The following is a 17,476-nucleotide window of genomic DNA, read 5'->3' as shown; positions in this document are numbered from 1 at the left end:
GATGGATTATGCGCACCATCTAACACTACCCTACAATTCTTTCCTTTCCGGTTGACATAATTTAAAACTTCCAATCTCCCCGACCAGGTCGCTTTCTCCAGCCCCTTTCTCAAATGGTTCTCCGCCACGCGGATTCCTCTCAATCTTAATCCTTCGATTGCACCCAGGGCCAAAGCCGCATTCTCTATCTGGTGTCTCCCTAAAAGTTTTATCTTCAAATCTCTGAAACTATCAAAGATTCCCTGGTAATTGAACATCTGGGAATCGCAAAAATTATTGGTATCTTTTCTTTGATTTACGTATTGGACTTTGATATCTTTTCCTAAACGGAATAATCTTGTTTTTTTCTTCTGACATACTCCTTTTATTATTCCCAGAGCTCTTTTCTGTTCCACTCCAGTAATTACGATTCCATTATTTTTTATAATTCCTGCTTTTTCTCGAGAGATATCAGAAATTCTTTTGCCCAAATACTCCGTATGCTCATGATTAATATTGGTGATGATTGAGACCAGGGAATGGTTGAATACATTTGTGGCATCTAAACGGCCGCCCATGCCCACTTCTAAGATGGCTATTTCCACCTTGGCTTGAGAAAAGTATTGGAGCGCCAGGGCTGTTATTATTTCAAAATAGGTCGGCTCCAGGGAGAATTTTGCGCGAGGAGTTCTGATAAAAAACAGTAACTGAGAGAGGAGTTCGCTAACTTCCTTCTTGGAAATATATCTCCCATCTACTTGAATGCGTTCCCGAAAATCGATTAAATGAGGCGAAGTATACAGGCCGACCTTGAATCCAGCTTCTCTAAGAATGCTGGAGAGAAAAATAGCCACTGACCCTTTTCCGTTTGTCCCGGTAATATGGATTATCCGGAATTTCTCATCATCAATGCCAGTGGCTCTCAAAAGCTTCCTAATATTAGAGAGTCCAAACCTTATACCTAAATGCTCTGAAGCCGAGAGGTAATCTAAAACCTGGGGGTAGGTCATATTGCAATTTTTTAGGAGATAATTTGTCTATGGCTAAGTAGTGTAGGGTTTTATGCCCGTAATAGTTTTGGTCGCGTAGGGGCGACCTTTATGGTCGCCCAAGGACGTGTCCCCGTAGGGATTACACCCATAAAGGGCTACACTACTATAAAATATTAGGGCATCAATTTTGGTTTATCTGGATGAAAAAAGATTTAATATTCTAACAATAGTGTTCTTTAAATCTTTCCTTTCCACTATCATATCTATTAAACCATGTTTTAATAAGAATTCTGAAGTCTGAAATCCCTCAGGTAATTTTTGCCTTATGGTCTGTTCGATAACCCGCGGGCCAGCAAAGCCGATAAGTGCTCTGGGTTCGGCAATAATTACATCACCCAACATGGCAAAACTTGCACTTACCCCGCCTGTAGTAGGATTAGTTAAAATGGAAATAAAGGGTATCTTTCCCCGATCTAAAAGACCCAGGGCTGCACTTGTCTTTGCCATCTGCATTAGGGAAAGAACTCCTTCCTGCATCCTTGCCCCACCGGAAGAAGAGACAATAACTACCGGAATTCTTTTCTTGATTGCTTTTTCGATTAGGCGAGTCACCTTTTCCCCCACCACGGAAGCCATACTCCCGCCCATGAAGTCAAAATCTAAAATAGCTATAGCTACCTTGTGTTTGCCTATTCTACCTTCGCCACTAATAACTGCCTCAATCGATCCTGTCTTCTTCTGGTCTTGCTTCACCTTGTTTTTGTAAGACTGAACAGCAACAAACCCCAGGGGGTCGCTAGGTTTAAGATTGGCGTAATTCTCCCGGAAACTTCCTCTGTCCAGAAGTAACCTAATGCGCTGTTTTGGCGTCAATCGAAAGTAATAACCACACTTAGGACAAATCTTAAAATTCTTTTCCAGTTCCTTGTTATAAATTATCTCGTTACACTTTTCACACTTCGTCCACAGACCACCTGGCACACTCTTTTTACCACCGGGTTCTTCAACTGGCATACTAATCACCTACCATTTTCTGGTGTAAAGATGCAACAAAATTACCCACATTCCTTAATATAGCCTTTCTGGTGGTGCTCTTTTCAATCAAATCTATAATCGCACTACCCACAATAACACCATCGCTATATCTGGATACTTTTCGTGCCTGTTGGGGATTGGAGATTCCAAAGCCGCAGGCTACAGGTTTATTAGTTATCCTTTTAATAGCTTTTAAAGCCTCAATTATATTGCTATTCAATTTATCGCGAGCACCGGTCACACCAGTTAAAGATACATAATATAAGAAGCCGGTGCTTTTGCTGGCAATCTTTTTTATCCTCTCCAGCGGGCTAGTGGGAGCAGCCAGAAAAATCGTAGATAATTTATTCAACCGCGCCACCGTCAGCCACTCTTCTGCTTCTTCGGGCACAAGGTCGGGAATGATAACCCCATCTACGCCCGTTTTTCTACACGTTGTGGCAAATTCTTCCAACCCATACTTGTAAATAGGATTCAAATAACTCATCAGAACGATGGGAATCTCTGTCTTCCTTCTCAATTTATAGACCAATTTGAGTATATCTCTTAATCTTACCTTATTATTTAACGCTCTCTGGGATGCTCTCTGAATGGTAGCGCCATCAGCCAAGGGGTCAGAGAAAGGGACACCTAACTCAACGACATCTGCGCCTTTCCTCTCCATCTCCAAAACTAACTCAAAGGTCGTATCTAAATCTGGGTCACCGGCAGTAATAAAAGTGATTAAAGCCTTTCTACCCTCTCTGTTTAACTCTCCAAATTTACTGTCAATCCTGTTCATAGCAGTGGACTCCTTGCGAAAGCAAGGTCCTAATTTATCCCTCCCTTTCGGGAGGATTCCAGACGCAGAGCTTCGCTCTGCAGCTACAACTACACATTTGAAAGATAGTTTGTGAAGAGCCGAGCGCCTCCGATAACTATCCCAACCTTCCAATACGCCGGGGATGAAGGGATAGTTGCAGGAGCTTTAAATCGGCCAGGTAAAGCCCCAGCGCTGGTCGATTTTGAGCGAGGCTCTAGCCGAGCGCCTCCGATAACTATCCCTTCATCCCTTAACTATCTCTACATCTTTATCTCCCCGACCGGAGAGACAAAGAACAATTATCTCATCTTTATTAGTATCCTTCGCTATTTTCATCAAGTAGGCCAAAGCGTGAGCCGGTTCCAGCGCGGGAATAATGCCTTCGGTTTCAGAGAGTAGGTGGAAAGCCTCCAGTGCCTCCTTATCCGTAACAGCAAAGTAATCGGCACGGCCTGTCTTCTTATAAAAACTGTGTTCAGGTCCAACTCCTGGATAATCTAAGCCAGGAGCAACAGAATGTGTGGGAAGAATTTGCCCATTGCTGTCATGGAGAACATAACTCTTTGAACCATGCAGTATTCCTATCTCTCCCGCATATAGAGAAGCAGCGTGTCTGCCACTTTTTATTCCTAACCCAGCTGCTTCCACTCCGATAAACTTTACTGCATCTTTATAAAAAGGGTGAAATAAGCCAAGAGAGTTACTTCCACCGCCCACACAGGCTATCAAATAATCGGGCAACCGTCCTTCCTTTTCCCGTATCTGGCGCTTGACCTCCTTACCAATAACTGACTGAAAATCCCTTACCATCATGGGATAAGGATGCGGACCAACACAGGAGCCTAAAAGATAATGCGTTGTTCTTACATTGGCAACCCAGTCCCTAATCGTCTCGTTGATTGCATCCTTTAAGGTTTTAGTTCCCGAAGAGACTGGAATAACTTTCGCTCCTAAAAGTTCCATCTTAAAAACATTAAGCGATTGCCTCTTTATATCCTCAGTTCCCATATAAATTTCGCATTCCAGTCCTAAAAGGGCAGAAACAGTAGCTGTGGCTACTCCGTGTTGACCAGCTCCTGTCTCAGCAATGATTCTTCTCTTACCCATCCTCTTTGCCAAAAGTGCCTGACCAAGAGTATTATTTATCTTGTGGGCGCCCGTATGGCAGAGGTCTTCTCTTTTAAGATATATCTTCGCACCACCCAGCTTCTCTGTCAGGTTTCTGGCAAAATATAATGGTGTGGGTCTTCCCCCATATTCCGAGAGGTAGTATTTGAGTTCATCCTTAAAACTTTTGTCCCTCTTTGCCCTATTGTAAACTCGCTCAAGCTCCTTGAGGACAGACATCAAGGTCTCGGGAACAAACTTTCCTCCAAAGATACCGAAATAGCCTGACTTGTCTGGTAAAACCTTTTCCATATTCATATTTCCACGTGCAGTTATAGTTTTTTTGTTCTAATTCGATTTATGAATTCACGCATGAGGTCGTAATCTTTTCGTCGGGGAGTCCTCTCTACACCACTGGCTACATCTACACCATAGGGATTAACCTTTTCTATAGCTTGAGTTATGTTATCAGGAGTAAGACCTCCCGCCAGAAATACTGGCTTGTCAAACTGCTTTGCCTCCGCTGCCAGATCCCAGTTAAAAACTTCTCCCGTCCCTCCCTCTATCCCCGAAACATAGGAATCAAGAAGATAATAATCTACACTGTACTTTTCCATCCCTTCCAGACTTTCTTTATTTCTTATCCTGAATGCTTTAATTATCTTTAGTCTCGGACTCTGCGCTTGCAACTCTCGACAGTATTCAGGGCTCTCCTCACCATGAAACTGCACCAGATTGAGCCTGCATTTTTCGGCAATCCTCTTGACTGCTTTCATCTCTTCGTTTACAAAAACGCCCACAGGCTGGGTGAAGGAGGGGAGTTTTCCAATAATCTGGGCTACCAATTTTGGAGAAATTTTGCGAGGGCTATTCTTGTAAAAATTGAAGCCTATGTAATCGACTCCCAGATTGACTGCCCACAAGGCATCCTTCTCATTAGTAATGCCACAAATTTTTATCCTGACCATCAATACTAACCCTCGGGCGACCACGGAGTGTCGCCCCTACATCATTTCCTGTAGGGGACGGGCTCTGTGCCGTCCCTCGGGCAACCACCCCGATACATCAGGACCCCTACATTGGCGCTCAGAATCCCTCCTTGTCCGAAGGACTCCAGACTTTTTCACCCGATTGCCGGAATTGCTGCTAGAGCCTCTTTTATCTTCTCTTCTGGATAGGCGTAATCCTCTAATTTCTTACCCAGGTAAGCATCATAGGCAGCAAGGTCGAAGTGTCCGTGTCCACTAAAGGCTATCACGATGCATTTCTCTTCCCCTGTCTCTTTACATTTTTTCGCTTCATCCACTGCTGCCTTTATACAATGGGCTGTTTCTGGAGCAGGAAGGATGCCTTCAGTGCGAGCAAAGAGAACAGCTGCTTCAAATACAGGATTCTGATGGTATGCTCTAGCCTCAATAATTCCTTTGTTCACCAGAAGGCAAACCAAGGGAGCATCACCATGATACCTCAGTCCACCGGCATGGATTCCAGGAGGAATAAATGAATGGCCCAGAGTAAACATTTTTACCACCGGAGCTGTGCAAGCAGTATCTCCAAAGTCGTATCGGTAAGGACCTCTGGTTAAAGTGGGACACGCCTCAGGCTCGCAGGCAATTATCTGTATCTTTTTACCTTGCAGTTTATCTTTAACAAATGGGAAACAGAACCCGGCAAAATTGGACCCTCCACCTACACATCCTATTAGAATATCGGGCTTTTCCTCAGCCAGTTTCAACTGTTTTTTAAGCTCCAGTCCCACAACAGTTTGATGTAAGAGAACGTGATTCAAAACACTGCCCAGAGAATACTTAGTATCGTCATGTGTAACTGCATCTTCGACTGCTTCTGATATGGCAATACCCAGGCTGCCTGGACACTTGGGGTCTTTCTCCAGGATACTTCTTCCAGCATTGGTTGAATTAGTCGGCGAGGGATGGACTTCTGCCCCCCATGTCTCCATTAACACCCTCCGGTAAGGCTTCTGCTGATAACTCACTTTTACCATATAAACTGTGCATTTCAGTCCGAAGATGTTACAACCAAAAGCAAGGGCACTTCCCCACTGCCCTGCTCCTGTCTCGGTAGCAATTCTTTTTACTCCCTCCTTTTTGTTGTAGTAGGCTTGAGCAACTGCTGTGTTTGGCTTATGGCTTCCCGGAGGACTTACGCTCTCATTCTTGTAATAGATTCTTGCAGGAGTATTCAGTGCTTTTTCTAACCTATAAGCTCGATGTAAAGGTGTCGGTCTCCACATCTTATAGACATTGAGAACCTCATCCGGTATATCGATCCAGCGCTCCTGGCTAACCTCCTGTTTAATCAACTCCATAGGAAAGAGAGGTGCCAGGTCCTCAGGTCCCAATGGCTTAAAAGTCTTGGGATGCAATGGTGGAGCCAGAGGTTCTGGCAGGTCCGGCTGGATGTTGTACCAGGCTTGGGGAATCTCCTTTTCTGATAGAATGATCTTCGTCTGTTCCATACCCACCTCCTTTTATGATTTTAAATCCTCAATTCCTCCAATTTCTTACCGATGTCTTCGCTTTCCAGTAAGACTTGTCCAATCAATATAGCATTTACTCCTGTATTTTTCAACAACAAAACGTCATCTCTCGTTTTGATACCGCTTTCGGAAACAACTATCTTTTCCTTCGGAATCTTCTTCTTTAAATTTTTGGTTACATTAAGGTCAACAGTGAAATCTTTCAGATTGCGATTATTTATCCCGATAATCTCTGCAGGAGTGGAGAGGACTTTCTCCAGGTCTTCCTCACAATGAACCTCAACCAGAGTTTCCATTCCTATATCTTTACTTATCTTTATAAATTCGCCTATCTGTTTACCATCCAGAAGAAAAGCAATCAAAAGAACAGCATCCGCACCAAAAGCTCTCGATTCATAGAGTTGGTATTCGTCAATAATAAAGTCCTTACGTAGAATGGGAATGTTAACGCTCTGTTTAACAGAGAAGAGATGAAGGATATCTCCCTGAAAATACTTATCTTCTGTCAATACAGAAATAGCCCCTGCACCATTTTTCTCATAGGTCTGGGCTATCTTTTGGGGATAAAACTCTCTACAAATGAGGCCACTGGAAGGAGAAGCTCTTTTAATCTCGCAGATTAGATTTATTTTTCCTGGAAGAGAAATTGCTCCCTTAAAATCTCTGGCTGGAGGAAGCTTATTAATTCTATCCTTCAGTTTACCCAGGGGAATCTTTTTCTTCTTTTCAGCCACCTTCTCTTTCTTATAAGAGACTATCTTCCCTAAAATATCCATAACATTAAGCCGTTGAGCAACTGATGGGTATAAGGTAGTGTAGCCCTTTATGGTCGCCCCTACGCGACCAAAACTATTACGGGCATAAAGTCCTACACTACAGTTATAATTCTATGCGGCTTTGGTGGTGTATTCCTTTAAGAGCTCCAACTTTTTCATTGCCTTGCCGGAATCGATTGAATCTTCAGCCAGTCTAATCCCTTCTTTAAAATCTTTTGCTTTTCCTCCAGCCACAAGAGCAGCAGAGGCGTTCAGGAGAACGACGTTCCGCTGTGCACCTTTCTTGCCTTTAAGAATTGAATAAACTATCCCAACGTTCTCTTCAACTCCGCCTCCCTTTATTTCGCTAGGATGGGCGACAGAAAGACCGAAATCCTCCGGCCTGATATGGTAAGTTTCCACCTTTTTCTTTTTTAATTCAGAAACTTTAGTTGGGCCAGTAATCGTAATCTCATCTAAAGTATCTAAACCGTGGACAACGAAGGCTCTCTTTACTCCCAAGTTGTTCAACACGTGAGCCATCATTTCTGTGAGTTCACCATCGTAAACTCCCAGAACCTGAGCTGTGGCACCGGCGGGATTAGTTAAAGGACCGAGAATATTAAATACAGTACGAAGACCTATTTCTCGTCGGGGACCTATAGCATATTTCATAGCTCCGTGAAAGAGAGGAGCGTAGAGAAAACCTATCCCAATCTCCCTCAGGCACTTGGCAACTACCTCAGGAGGAACATCGAGGTTCACTCCTAGACCCTTTATAACATCGGCACTTCCACAACTTGAGGAGACTCCCCTGTTTCCGTGTTTAGCCACCCTGAGACCACATCCAGCCACCACAAACGCTGTGGTGGTAGAAATGTTAAAGGTGTTCGTCCCTGTGCCCCCTGTGCCACAGGTATCCACTATTGTCTCCCAATCGATGTTGATTTCATCCCGATCTATGTCTACCTCTGGCAATACATTAATTTTAGTCGCCTTAGCCCGCATCACTTTGGCACATCCTGTTATCTCTTCCACAGTCTCTCCCTTGATTCTCAGGGCGGTAATGAAAGCTCCAATCTGGGCATCGGTACACTTACCTGACATAATCTCTTCCATTACTTGAACTGCTTCTTTTTCTTCGAGGTTTTCACCTTTTACTACTTTGGCAATTGCTTCCTTAATCATTCTCTTCTCCTTTGAGAAGTCTCTGCCATTTCTAAAAAATTTCTTAAGAGCTTCTTTCCTTCTTTAGTGAGAATAGATTCTGGATGGAACTGGACTCCCCAAATCGAGTAGTCTTTATGTTTAATCCCCATAATCTCTTTTCTGTCAGTCTGAGCAATAATCTCCAAACATTCAGGCAGGTTATCTGCCTTTACAATCAGCGAATGGTAACGTGTTGCCTCGAAAGGATTGGTAATCCCTTCGAATATTCCTTTCTGGTTATGGTAAACCAGGGAAGTCTTACCATGCATAATCCTTCCTGCCCTAACTACTTCTCCTCCCAAAGCATAGCCAATGCACTGGTGCCCAAGACAGACTCCCAGGATGGGAATTTTTCTTGCAAACTCCTTTATTAGACTGCAGGATATCCCGGCATCTTCGGGTCTACCCGGGCCGGGAGAAATAATTATTTTTTCTGGTGCTAATTTATCAATATCTGAAAGGGAGAGTTTATCATTCCGAAAAACCTTCAATCTCTCCCCCATTTCTCCTAAATACTGTACGAGGTTATAGACAAAAGAGTCATAATTATCGATTACCAGAATCATTATTCAAGCCCTTTCTCTGCCATTTCAATCGCTTCAAATAATGCCTTTGCTTTATTTATTGTTTCCTCATATTCATTTTTAGGAATGGAATCAGCCACAATTCCTGCCCCGGCCTGTAGAAAAGCCTCTTTTCCCTTTATCAGGATCGTCCTAATGGTAATCGCCATATCCATGTTTCCCTGAAAGCTGAAATATCCAACTGCTCCCGCATAGGGTCCTCTTCTTAAATTTTCCAACTCCTCTATTATTTCCATTGCCCTGACCTTTGGCGCTCCGGAAACTGTGCCCGCGGGGAAACAGGCTCTAAGGACATCGAAGCTATCCATTCCTCTTTTTAGTTTACCAACCACTCCTGAAACAATATGCATTACATGGGAATACCTCTCAACAACCATCAATTCTGGCACTTTAACGCTACCATACTCACAGACCCGACCAATGTCATTCCTTCCCAGGTCAACCAGCATAAGATGTTCTGCTCTCTCTTTGGAACTCTTGAGCAATTCTCTTTCTAATTTCTTATCCTCAAATTCGTCTTTCCCTCGCGGTCTGGTACCTGCTATAGGTCGAACTTCAACTATTCTTCCCTCCTGTCTGACGAGAATTTCCGGTGAAGAACCGACAAGATTCATCCCTCCCAGCGAGAGATAATACATATAAGGTGAAGGATTGATAACTCTCAGTGCTCGATAAATATCGAAGGGATGCGCACTAACCTTTGTTTGTAACCTCTGAGACAGAACAGTCTGGATAATGTCTCCTCGTCTTATATATTCCTTAGCCCTTTCCACAATCCTCTCAAAACCGTTTCTGGTAAAATTCGATTCCAGGATTATCTTTGAGCTTCTTGACCGTCTTGCTTTAGGTCTCTTCTTTGGTTTCTTTCTCAACTCAGTTATTAACTTTTCAATCTTCCTGCACGCTTCATTATACAAGGTCTTTAGATTACTTTTTTCTCTATCTAAATGGACGCAGGAAACAACTTTAATTGTATGGGCTACGTGGTCGAAGATTAAGAGATTATCTGTAAATATAAATTTACAATCAGGCAAGTCGAGGTCATCAGGATTAGTGCTGGGAATATCTTCAATGAACTTTACCATATCGTATCCAATATAACCTACAGCTCCTCCGTAGAATCGAGGTAGCCCTTCCACTTCTACTGGCTTGTATTTCTGCATGATTTTCTTCAATTCTTCAAGAGGATTGTCTGTCTCTTTCACTTGCCGCATTACTGAAGCCTTAAGACTCAAAGTAACTTTTCTCCCTTTACTCTCAAAAATTAATGCCGGGCTACTGGATAAGAAGGAGTACCTTCCCAACTTTTCTCCCCCTTCAACACTTTCCAGAAGATAGGCATGCTTTCCCATACCAACTTTGGTGAATGCAGAGACCGGCGTTTCCATATCGGCGAGGATTTCTTTATAGACGGGAAGTAAATTTCCTTTTTTTGCTAATCTTTTGAATTGACTAAAACTTGGATGGAACATAAATCCCTTTTATTTATTTCATCGGAGTAGCAGGTTTTAACCTGCGTAATGAATCAGCCCCTATTTCTTATAGACTTTACTGGGGTCAAAAACTTTTTCCCCAACAATATCATATTCTCCTTTTTTATTAACCTTCCTGAAGAAACACGACCTGTATCCCGTGTGGCAGGCAGCATCGCCAAGTTGTTTCACTTTTACCAATAGTGTATCACCATCACAATCTAAAAAAATCTCTTTGACCTCCTGAAAATGTCCTGATTTTTCCCCTTTAGTCCACAGTCTCCCTTGGGAACGACGCCAAAAACAGGTCTTTCCAGTGGCTATTGTCTTTTCTAAAGACTCTGCATTCATATAAGCCAGCATCAAAATCTGACCATCTTCATAATCCTGCACTATTGCTGGAATCAAACCTTGACTATCAAATTTCAATTCTTCTATAAACTTCATTGTTACCTCCCAAAACTTTCTCTACCTCTTACCACCCCAAGGATGAAGGGATAGTTGCAGGAGCTTTAATTCCGCCAGGTTTCACATGAGCGCTGGCGGAATTTGAGCGAGGTTTTACTAACCGAGCGACTCCGATAACTATCCCTTCATCCTCCCTTTTCTGCTATTTCCATAGCCTCCTGGAGCTTTATGTCATCTGTATATAGCGCCTTTCCAATAATCATGCCGGAAACACCGTCTTTTTCCAGTTCCTTAATTCTCTTTACATCATCTAAGGTGGAGATACCGCCACAGGCAATAACTGGAATTCTAACCTTCTCAGCGAAAGCCTTTATCCCCTTCACATTGGGACCTTTCAACATTCCATCCTTCTTTATATCGGTAAAGATTATCTCTTTCACTCCCATCTCTTCTACCCTTTTAGCCAGAATCATCGACCGAACAGCAGTAATTTCTTTCCAACCCCCAATAGCTACTTTTCCGCCTAATGAATCTATGCTTATTATAATTTTATCCCCAAACTTTTTTAATGCTTCTTTTACTGTCTCTGTATTATAAATTGCCGAAGTGCCCAGGATAACTTTAGCTACACCACCGGATAATACTCTCTTAATAGTATCCATATCTCGTATACCACCACCCACTTCTACAGGAACATTAATACTCTTTGCAATTTTCACAATCAGCTCAAGATTCTGGATTACACCAGAGAAGGCGCCATCGAGGTCGACTATGTGGATCCTTTTTGCTCCCTGAGCCTGCCAAAGCTTCGCCACAAAGAGAGGGTCCTTAGAAAATATAGTCTCCTGTTCTAATTTCCCCTGGACCAGGCGAACACAGTTTCCACCCCGAATGTCAATAGCTGGAATAACAAGCATACTTCCCCCCTACAACGCGGAGCTTTGCTCCGCTACGCCTTTCTACCGCAGAGCTTCGCTCTGCAGCTACTTTATATTCGACCTTTGGTTGAAGGAATCCCTTTTAACTTTGGATTTATCTTAACCGCTTCGCGCAAAGCTAATCCAAAGCCTTTAAAGATTGACTCAGCAATGTGATGGTTGTTCCTGCCATACCTTAAATTAACGTGCAAAGTAATACCTGCATTAATACATAATGCTCGAAAGAAATCCTCAATTAGTGCAAAATTGAACTCTTCTCTCTTCTTAGTTTCTCTTCTAAACTTAACATTGAATACCAAATAAGGCCTATTAGAGATATCTAAAGAGATTTCTGAAAGCGCCTCATCCATTGGCACCAGGGAGAAACCATAGCGAGATATTCTCTCCTTTTTTCCCAATGCTTTCTTTATCGCCTGTCCCAGAGAGATTCCTAAATCTTCCGTAGTATGATGGTCATCAATGCGGACATCACCTGAAGCTTTTATCTTCAGATCAATGCAACCGAATCTTGCCACGAGTTCCAGCATATGGTCGAGAAATGGGATTGGCGTATTTATCTGATAACTTCCCTTACCATCTAAGTTTAACTCCAATCGAATCCTTGTTTCCTTGGTTCTTCTATCTATCTTTGACTTTCTCATTTCACCTCCAACTTTATCTGCGCGAAGCTCCGCTTCGCTACTCCAACATTGTCACTTTTTCAGTCTTACTTTTATTGACTCTGCATGCCTTCCCATTCCTTCCACCTTTGCAAAATTGATTATATCTCGAGCTGAACTTCTCAACCCTCTCTCCGAACACGCTACTACTACCATTCTTTTCAAAAAATCTTTGACCGACAATCCTGAAGAGAATCTCGCGCTACCTCCTGTAGGCAAGACATGACTTGACCCTGCATAATAGTCACCAATGGCAACAGGAGACCAATTGCCAAGAAATATTTCCCCTGCATTCTTAATCTCAGGTAAAATTCTCTCCGGCTTATCTGTCAGAATTTCCAGATGTTCTGGAGCGAATTCGTTGGCAAGGCGTACAGCTTCTTTGATACTCCCCACCCACATCAGGTGGACTCCTTTTCTTTTCACTTTCTTCCGAACAATATTTCTTATTTTTCTTGAAGTGGTGATTAACCGGGCAGTGGCACCCCCACCATGTTCTACCTGTGCTAATAAGTCGGATACTATATAGTCAGGATTGGCATTCCCGTCAGCAATAATCAGTATTTCCGAAGGACCAGCCAACATATCAATTCCTACATCGCCAAACAGAAGCCTCTTAGCAGTAGTCACATACACATTTCCCGGTCCCACAATCTTATCCACTTTAGGAATAGTCCTAGTTCCGTAAGCAAAAGATGCAATTGCCTGGGCGCCGCCAACTCTATAGATTTCCTCTACCCCGCATATCCGGGCAGCCACCAAAACCTCAGAATTCAATTTCCCTGGAGGAGAAGCCATGGCAATCCTGTCAACGCCTGCTACTTTTGCCGGCACAATGGTCATCAGCACTGAAGAGGGGTAAGCAAATTTTCCCCCAGGCACATAGACTCCCACTTTCTCAACGGGACGCCAGAGCTCAAGAAAGCGAACCCCTTTCAAGGTGGTTTTTGATAATTGCCGACTTTTTTTTGTAATCTGCCTGTATTCGCCAAGGTGGAATTTTTCTACATTTTTCTTTGCTCTTTCTATTAACCTAATAAAATTTAAGCCAACCTTCTGGAAAGCTCTGTCAATCTCTCTTTTTTTCACTCTCAATTCGGCTGGCTTTAATAGAAGACCATCATATTTCTTTGTATAAAAGAGTAAAGCTTTGTCGCCTTGATTCTTCACCCTGTCTATAATTTCTCTAACTTTCTTTTCTATTGTTTTCAAACCTTTTCGCTACTCCTTTCCCACGCAGACTTTCTCCTCGCCAACGTTTAAAAGATAGTTTGTGAAGATATTGGAATTTCAGCCAAAAAACGAGGACAAGTGTTCCCCGAGGAAACACTTCCATAGGGGTTTCACCCCTCTGGCGTTCACCCCGATTCCATCGGGATTCTCTGTCTTCCGGGGCGCTCACCGTCTCGCGCCCGTCGCTAACACGGAGCTCCTTATTCGTCGCTCCAGCGACTCCTTGGGGGAAACCAGATTATTTCCCCCAAACCCCCTAATCCGCATCCCGATTGAAAATCGGAATGCTTCACCTTTTCTCTTTCAAGCAAAAATTTGTTCGAACCCCGATTTATCGGGGTGAGTTTATTTTTGCGCCCTGCAGAGTCCGAAGTTTTTTGGCGTTAAGAAATTCCTCAGTGATGAACAAACTATCTTTTAATGTCTTATCCTTTTATTCTTTTTATTCTTGCTCCTAAACGCTTCAACTTTTTCTCGATATCTTCGTAACCCCGGTCGAGATGGCTAACTCCAAATATCTCAGTTTTTCCTTCTGCAGCCAGGGCTGCCAGAATCAATGCTGCCGAAGCTCTCAAGTCCGCAGCCACTACGGGAGCGCCACTGAGCTTAGGAACGCCTTTAACAATTGCACTATTGCCTTTAACCTGGATATTAGATCCCATTCTTTGAAGTTCGCCAACATGAAGAAATCTATTCTCAAATACAGTTTCTGTAATTATACTGGTACCTTTAGCGAGACTCATCAGTACCATCCATTGGGCCTGCATATCAGTAGGAAAGCCAGGATAAGGAATTGTCTCAATATCGGTCGCCCTAAGATTTTTTCCTGAGGTAACTCTAATTTCTCTATTATTTAAGGTAATCTTTGCCCCAGCTTCTCTAAGTTTGGTTATCACTGCTTCCAGGTGCTCGGAACCTGCCCCGCGAATAGCCACATTCCCTCCGGTGACTGCTGCTGCTACCATAAACGTACCTGTCTCTATTCGGTCAGGAATAACCTCATGAACCGTGCCAGAAAGTACATTTACACCTTCAATTTCAATAATATTGGTCCCTGCGCCTTTAATCTTAGCCCCCATCTTATTTAAAAAGTCGGCCAAGTCCTGGATTTCTGGTTCGGAAGCAGCATTTTCTATGACCGTTCTTCCTTTAGCTCTCGTTGCCGCCATCATCAAATTTTCTGTTGCCCCTACACTGGGAAAATCTAAAGATATACTTGCTCCATGAAGCCTAGGAGCATCCAGCTGAACATATCCTCTTTCCAAACTCACCTTTGCTCCCAGCTTCCTAAACCCTCGAAGGTGTAGATTAATAGGACGGGCCCCAATAGCGCATCCTCCGGGCAAAGAGGCTCTCACTCGACCAAGCCTGCCCAAGAGAGGACCCATTACCAAGATAGAAGCTCTCATCTTTTTTACCAACTCATAGGGAGCTTCACTATCCAGTCTATGGGTAGAAGAAATTCTTATCCTTTTATTATGGTAAGAAACTCTCTTCCCTAAAATTCTCAACAACGCCAAAATCGTCTCCACATCCTGGAGATGAGGCACATTCTTCACCATACAGTCCTCATCCGTCAAAAGAGTAGCGACCAGTATTGGCAAAGAGGCATTTTTGGAACCACTGATTTTCACCATGCCAGAGAGTTTCTTTCCCCCAGTAATGAGAATCTTTTCCACTCTTTCCTCCTTAAAGAAAATGGGGTCAGTTCTATTTTTGGCCTTATCACAATTCTATTTAACTATTTTAATGAATCAAAAATAGAGCTGACCCCATTTTCTTACTGACCCCATTTTCTTAATTTCTGCGCCACAACCACTCTATCCAGTCCAGCGTAATCTTTAACTAATTGGGATGGATAGAACTGTTTCTCTTTTTTAATAAGATTCATCACTGCTTTCCCTTGATAATCTCCAATTTCCATAATTAGGTAGCCACCATCAATTAAATATTTTAAGGCCTCCGGGATTATGCGCTGATAGAAGTTGAGACCCTCATTTCCTCCTTCCAATGCAGAAAGAGGCTCTTTCTTAATCTCAGGCGGAAGCAGAACTAAATCCCTCGACTTAACATAAGGAGGATTACTCACTACAAAATCTACTGCTAAATCTGAGTTAAGCTCTTCTAAGGGACTGAACAGGTCTCCCAAAAGAAATTCTACTCTTCCTTCAACCTTATGAAACCTTGCATTTCTCCGAGCAACCTGTATAGCGCCTTTGCTTATGTCAATAGCATAAATTTTGCAGGATGCGATATTTCTGGCAAGACTTATGGCGATGTTCCCGCTCCCGGTACAAAGATCCACAATGGTCAAAGAACTATCTCTCCCATATCCATAACTTTCCGACTTCCTAATATTCTGCGCTTTCTCTATTACCTTTTCCACCAGAATTTCTGTCTCCGGCCTGGGAATTAAAACATGCTTATTCAAAAAAAACTTCAATCCCATAAATTCCTTATAGCCAACAATAAAGGCTACAGGTTCCCGCTTGACCCTTCTTTCAATTAACTTTTTATAAGCTAATAATTCCTTCTTAGTTACCCGGCAGTCGAGATTCAAATATATTTCCAACCTCTCTATTTCCAAAACGTGTGCCAGCAAAACTCCAGCATCAATCCCTGGTTCAGGTATTCCTTCTCTCTTTAGGTAGCTGGTAACTTTATCTAAAATTTCTGAAACTGTATACTGCTTAACCAACTTACCCTCGACTTTCTCTTTCTTCGAATTGCCTTTCCTCAAAAGTTTCTTTCAATTTTTCAATAATTCGATTAAGATTTCCAGCCATAATATCATTGAGATTATGTTGGGTTAAGCCTATTCTGTGGTCGGTTAGTCGATCCTGAGGAAAATTGTAAGTCCTTATCTTTTCACTACGATCCCCAGTACCAACCTGTTGTTTTCTCTTTGCTGACAGAGCGTGGTCCTCTTCTTGCCGAATCTTTGCTAACAACCTGGCGCGTAAGACCTTCATTGCCTTAGCTTTATTCTTCAACTGGGACCTCTCATCCTGGCATTGAGCTACCAGTCCTGTGGGAAGATGAGTAATCCTCACTGCTGAGTAAGTGGTGTTTACACTCTGGCCTCCTTTGCCAGAGGAACAGAACGTATCTATTCTCAAAACATCGGGGGCTATTTTGACTTCCACTTCTTTCGCCTCTGGCATAACCGCTACGGTCACTGCTGAGGTATGAATTCTACCGCTGGCCTCTGTCACCGGCACCCGTTGAACCCTGTGAACGCCTCCCTCATATTGAAAATCACCATAAGCACCTTTCCCCTCTATACCGAAAACGACCTCCTTAAAACCACCCAGTTCCGTGGGATGAGAGTCCAAAATTTCTACCTTAAAACCTCTTCTTTGAGCATACCGACTATACATTCGAAACAGGTCGCCAGCAAATAGAGATGCCTCCTGTCCTCCTGTTCCAGCCCGGATCTCCAGGATAATATTCTTTTCTTTATCCACATCTGGAGCGACAAGTAATAATTTTAATTCCTTCTCCGCTTCCTTCCTTTTTTTGGCAAGTCCTTCCAGTTCCTTCTTTGCCAGTTTCACAAGTTCTTCATCTTCGCTCATTAGAACTTCCTGAGTAGAAGAAATCCCCTTTTCAATATTTTTAAATTCCCTAAATTTATTAACAATTGGTTGTTTCTCTGCCAGTTCTTTCGCGTATTTTTTAAAAGTCTCCTTGTCAGAAATGATTTTAGGGTCGCTAAGCAATCTTTCCAATTCTTGAAAGCGTGTCTCAATGATTTGTAGTTTCTTTATCACCTTAACCCTCCGTTCTCAGTATATCAACAC

At 42.9% G+C, this 17,476-nt stretch carries 17 protein-coding genes; all 17 read right to left on the bottom strand.

The window, feature by feature from the left end; all coding sequences use genetic code 11:
* Window positions 1–989: Mur ligase family protein (locus tag VMW39_05095; GenBank protein ID HUW23386.1), on the bottom strand; the 989-nt coding region annotated here is incomplete at its 3' end.
* Between the two features lie 174 nt (window positions 990–1,163).
* On the bottom strand, window positions 1,164–1,985 hold the full coding sequence (gene accD, locus VMW39_05090; GenBank protein HUW23385.1) for an acetyl-CoA carboxylase, carboxyltransferase subunit beta: 822 nt from the start codon (window positions 1,983–1,985) through the stop codon (window positions 1,164–1,166).
* A gap of 1 nt (window position 1,986) precedes the next feature.
* Window positions 1,987–2,787 (bottom strand): tryptophan synthase subunit alpha, encoded by an 801-nt coding sequence (trpA, locus tag VMW39_05085; GenBank protein ID HUW23384.1) that lies wholly within the window; start codon window positions 2,785–2,787, stop codon window positions 1,987–1,989.
* A gap of 264 nt (window positions 2,788–3,051) precedes the next feature.
* Window positions 3,052–4,227 carry a tryptophan synthase subunit beta gene (gene trpB, locus VMW39_05080; GenBank protein HUW23383.1) on the bottom strand — a complete coding sequence of 392 codons (1,176 nt, stop codon included), beginning with the start codon at window positions 4,225–4,227 and terminating at the stop codon, window positions 3,052–3,054.
* Between the two features lie 20 nt (window positions 4,228–4,247).
* Complete coding sequence (locus tag VMW39_05075; GenBank protein ID HUW23382.1) at window positions 4,248–4,883, bottom strand: phosphoribosylanthranilate isomerase; 636 nt, start codon at window positions 4,881–4,883, stop codon at window positions 4,248–4,250.
* 155 nt (window positions 4,884–5,038) lie between these two features.
* A complete protein-coding gene (locus VMW39_05070; GenBank protein HUW23381.1) occupies window positions 5,039–6,394 on the bottom strand; it encodes a TrpB-like pyridoxal phosphate-dependent enzyme in 1,356 nt (451 codons plus the stop codon).
* 20 nt (window positions 6,395–6,414) lie between these two features.
* Window positions 6,415–7,191, bottom strand: coding sequence for an indole-3-glycerol phosphate synthase TrpC (gene trpC, locus VMW39_05065; protein HUW23380.1), 777 nt, complete (start codon window positions 7,189–7,191; stop codon window positions 6,415–6,417).
* 111 nt (window positions 7,192–7,302) lie between these two features.
* Complete coding sequence (gene trpD / locus VMW39_05060) at window positions 7,303–8,358, bottom strand: anthranilate phosphoribosyltransferase (GenBank protein HUW23379.1); 1,056 nt, start codon at window positions 8,356–8,358, stop codon at window positions 7,303–7,305.
* A complete protein-coding gene (locus VMW39_05055; GenBank protein HUW23378.1) occupies window positions 8,355–8,945 on the bottom strand; it encodes an aminodeoxychorismate/anthranilate synthase component II in 591 nt (196 codons plus the stop codon). Before VMW39_05055 ends, trpD begins: the two co-directional genes overlap by 4 nt.
* Complete coding sequence (trpE, locus tag VMW39_05050) at window positions 8,945–10,435, bottom strand: anthranilate synthase component I (GenBank protein ID HUW23377.1); 1,491 nt, start codon at window positions 10,433–10,435, stop codon at window positions 8,945–8,947. Before trpE ends, VMW39_05055 begins: the two co-directional genes overlap by 1 nt.
* A gap of 60 nt (window positions 10,436–10,495) precedes the next feature.
* Window positions 10,496–10,882, bottom strand: coding sequence for a phosphoribosyl-AMP cyclohydrolase (gene hisI, locus VMW39_05045; GenBank protein HUW23376.1), 387 nt, complete (start codon window positions 10,880–10,882; stop codon window positions 10,496–10,498).
* A gap of 146 nt (window positions 10,883–11,028) precedes the next feature.
* A complete protein-coding gene (hisA, locus tag VMW39_05040; protein HUW23375.1) occupies window positions 11,029–11,760 on the bottom strand; it encodes a 1-(5-phosphoribosyl)-5-[(5-phosphoribosylamino)methylideneamino]imidazole-4-carboxamide isomerase in 732 nt (243 codons plus the stop codon).
* Window positions 11,761–11,831: 71 nt separating this feature from the next.
* Entirely contained in the window at window positions 11,832–12,422 is a 591-nt protein-coding gene (hisB, locus tag VMW39_05035; protein HUW23374.1) for an imidazoleglycerol-phosphate dehydratase HisB, read from the bottom strand.
* Between the two features lie 51 nt (window positions 12,423–12,473).
* A complete protein-coding gene (hisD, locus tag VMW39_05030; protein ID HUW23373.1) occupies window positions 12,474–13,652 on the bottom strand; it encodes a histidinol dehydrogenase in 1,179 nt (392 codons plus the stop codon).
* 446 nt (window positions 13,653–14,098) lie between these two features.
* The gene (gene murA / locus VMW39_05025; protein ID HUW23372.1) at window positions 14,099–15,352 is read right to left on the bottom strand and encodes a UDP-N-acetylglucosamine 1-carboxyvinyltransferase; all 1,254 of its coding nucleotides are present in this window, start codon (window positions 15,350–15,352) and stop codon (window positions 14,099–14,101) included.
* 101 nt (window positions 15,353–15,453) lie between these two features.
* Window positions 15,454–16,371 (bottom strand): peptide chain release factor N(5)-glutamine methyltransferase, encoded by a 918-nt coding sequence (gene prmC / locus VMW39_05020; GenBank protein ID HUW23371.1) that lies wholly within the window; start codon window positions 16,369–16,371, stop codon window positions 15,454–15,456.
* Window position 16,372: 1 nt separating this feature from the next.
* The gene (gene prfA, locus VMW39_05015) at window positions 16,373–17,446 is read right to left on the bottom strand and encodes a peptide chain release factor 1 (protein ID HUW23370.1); all 1,074 of its coding nucleotides are present in this window, start codon (window positions 17,444–17,446) and stop codon (window positions 16,373–16,375) included.
* Window positions 17,447–17,476: the final 30 nt, after the last annotated feature.

This window comes from bacterium (assembly GCA_035530055.1).
Taxonomy (GTDB): Bacteria; UBA6262; WVXT01; order WVXT01; family WVXT01; genus WVXT01.
This window is presented reverse-complemented; position numbering and strand designations above follow the sequence as displayed.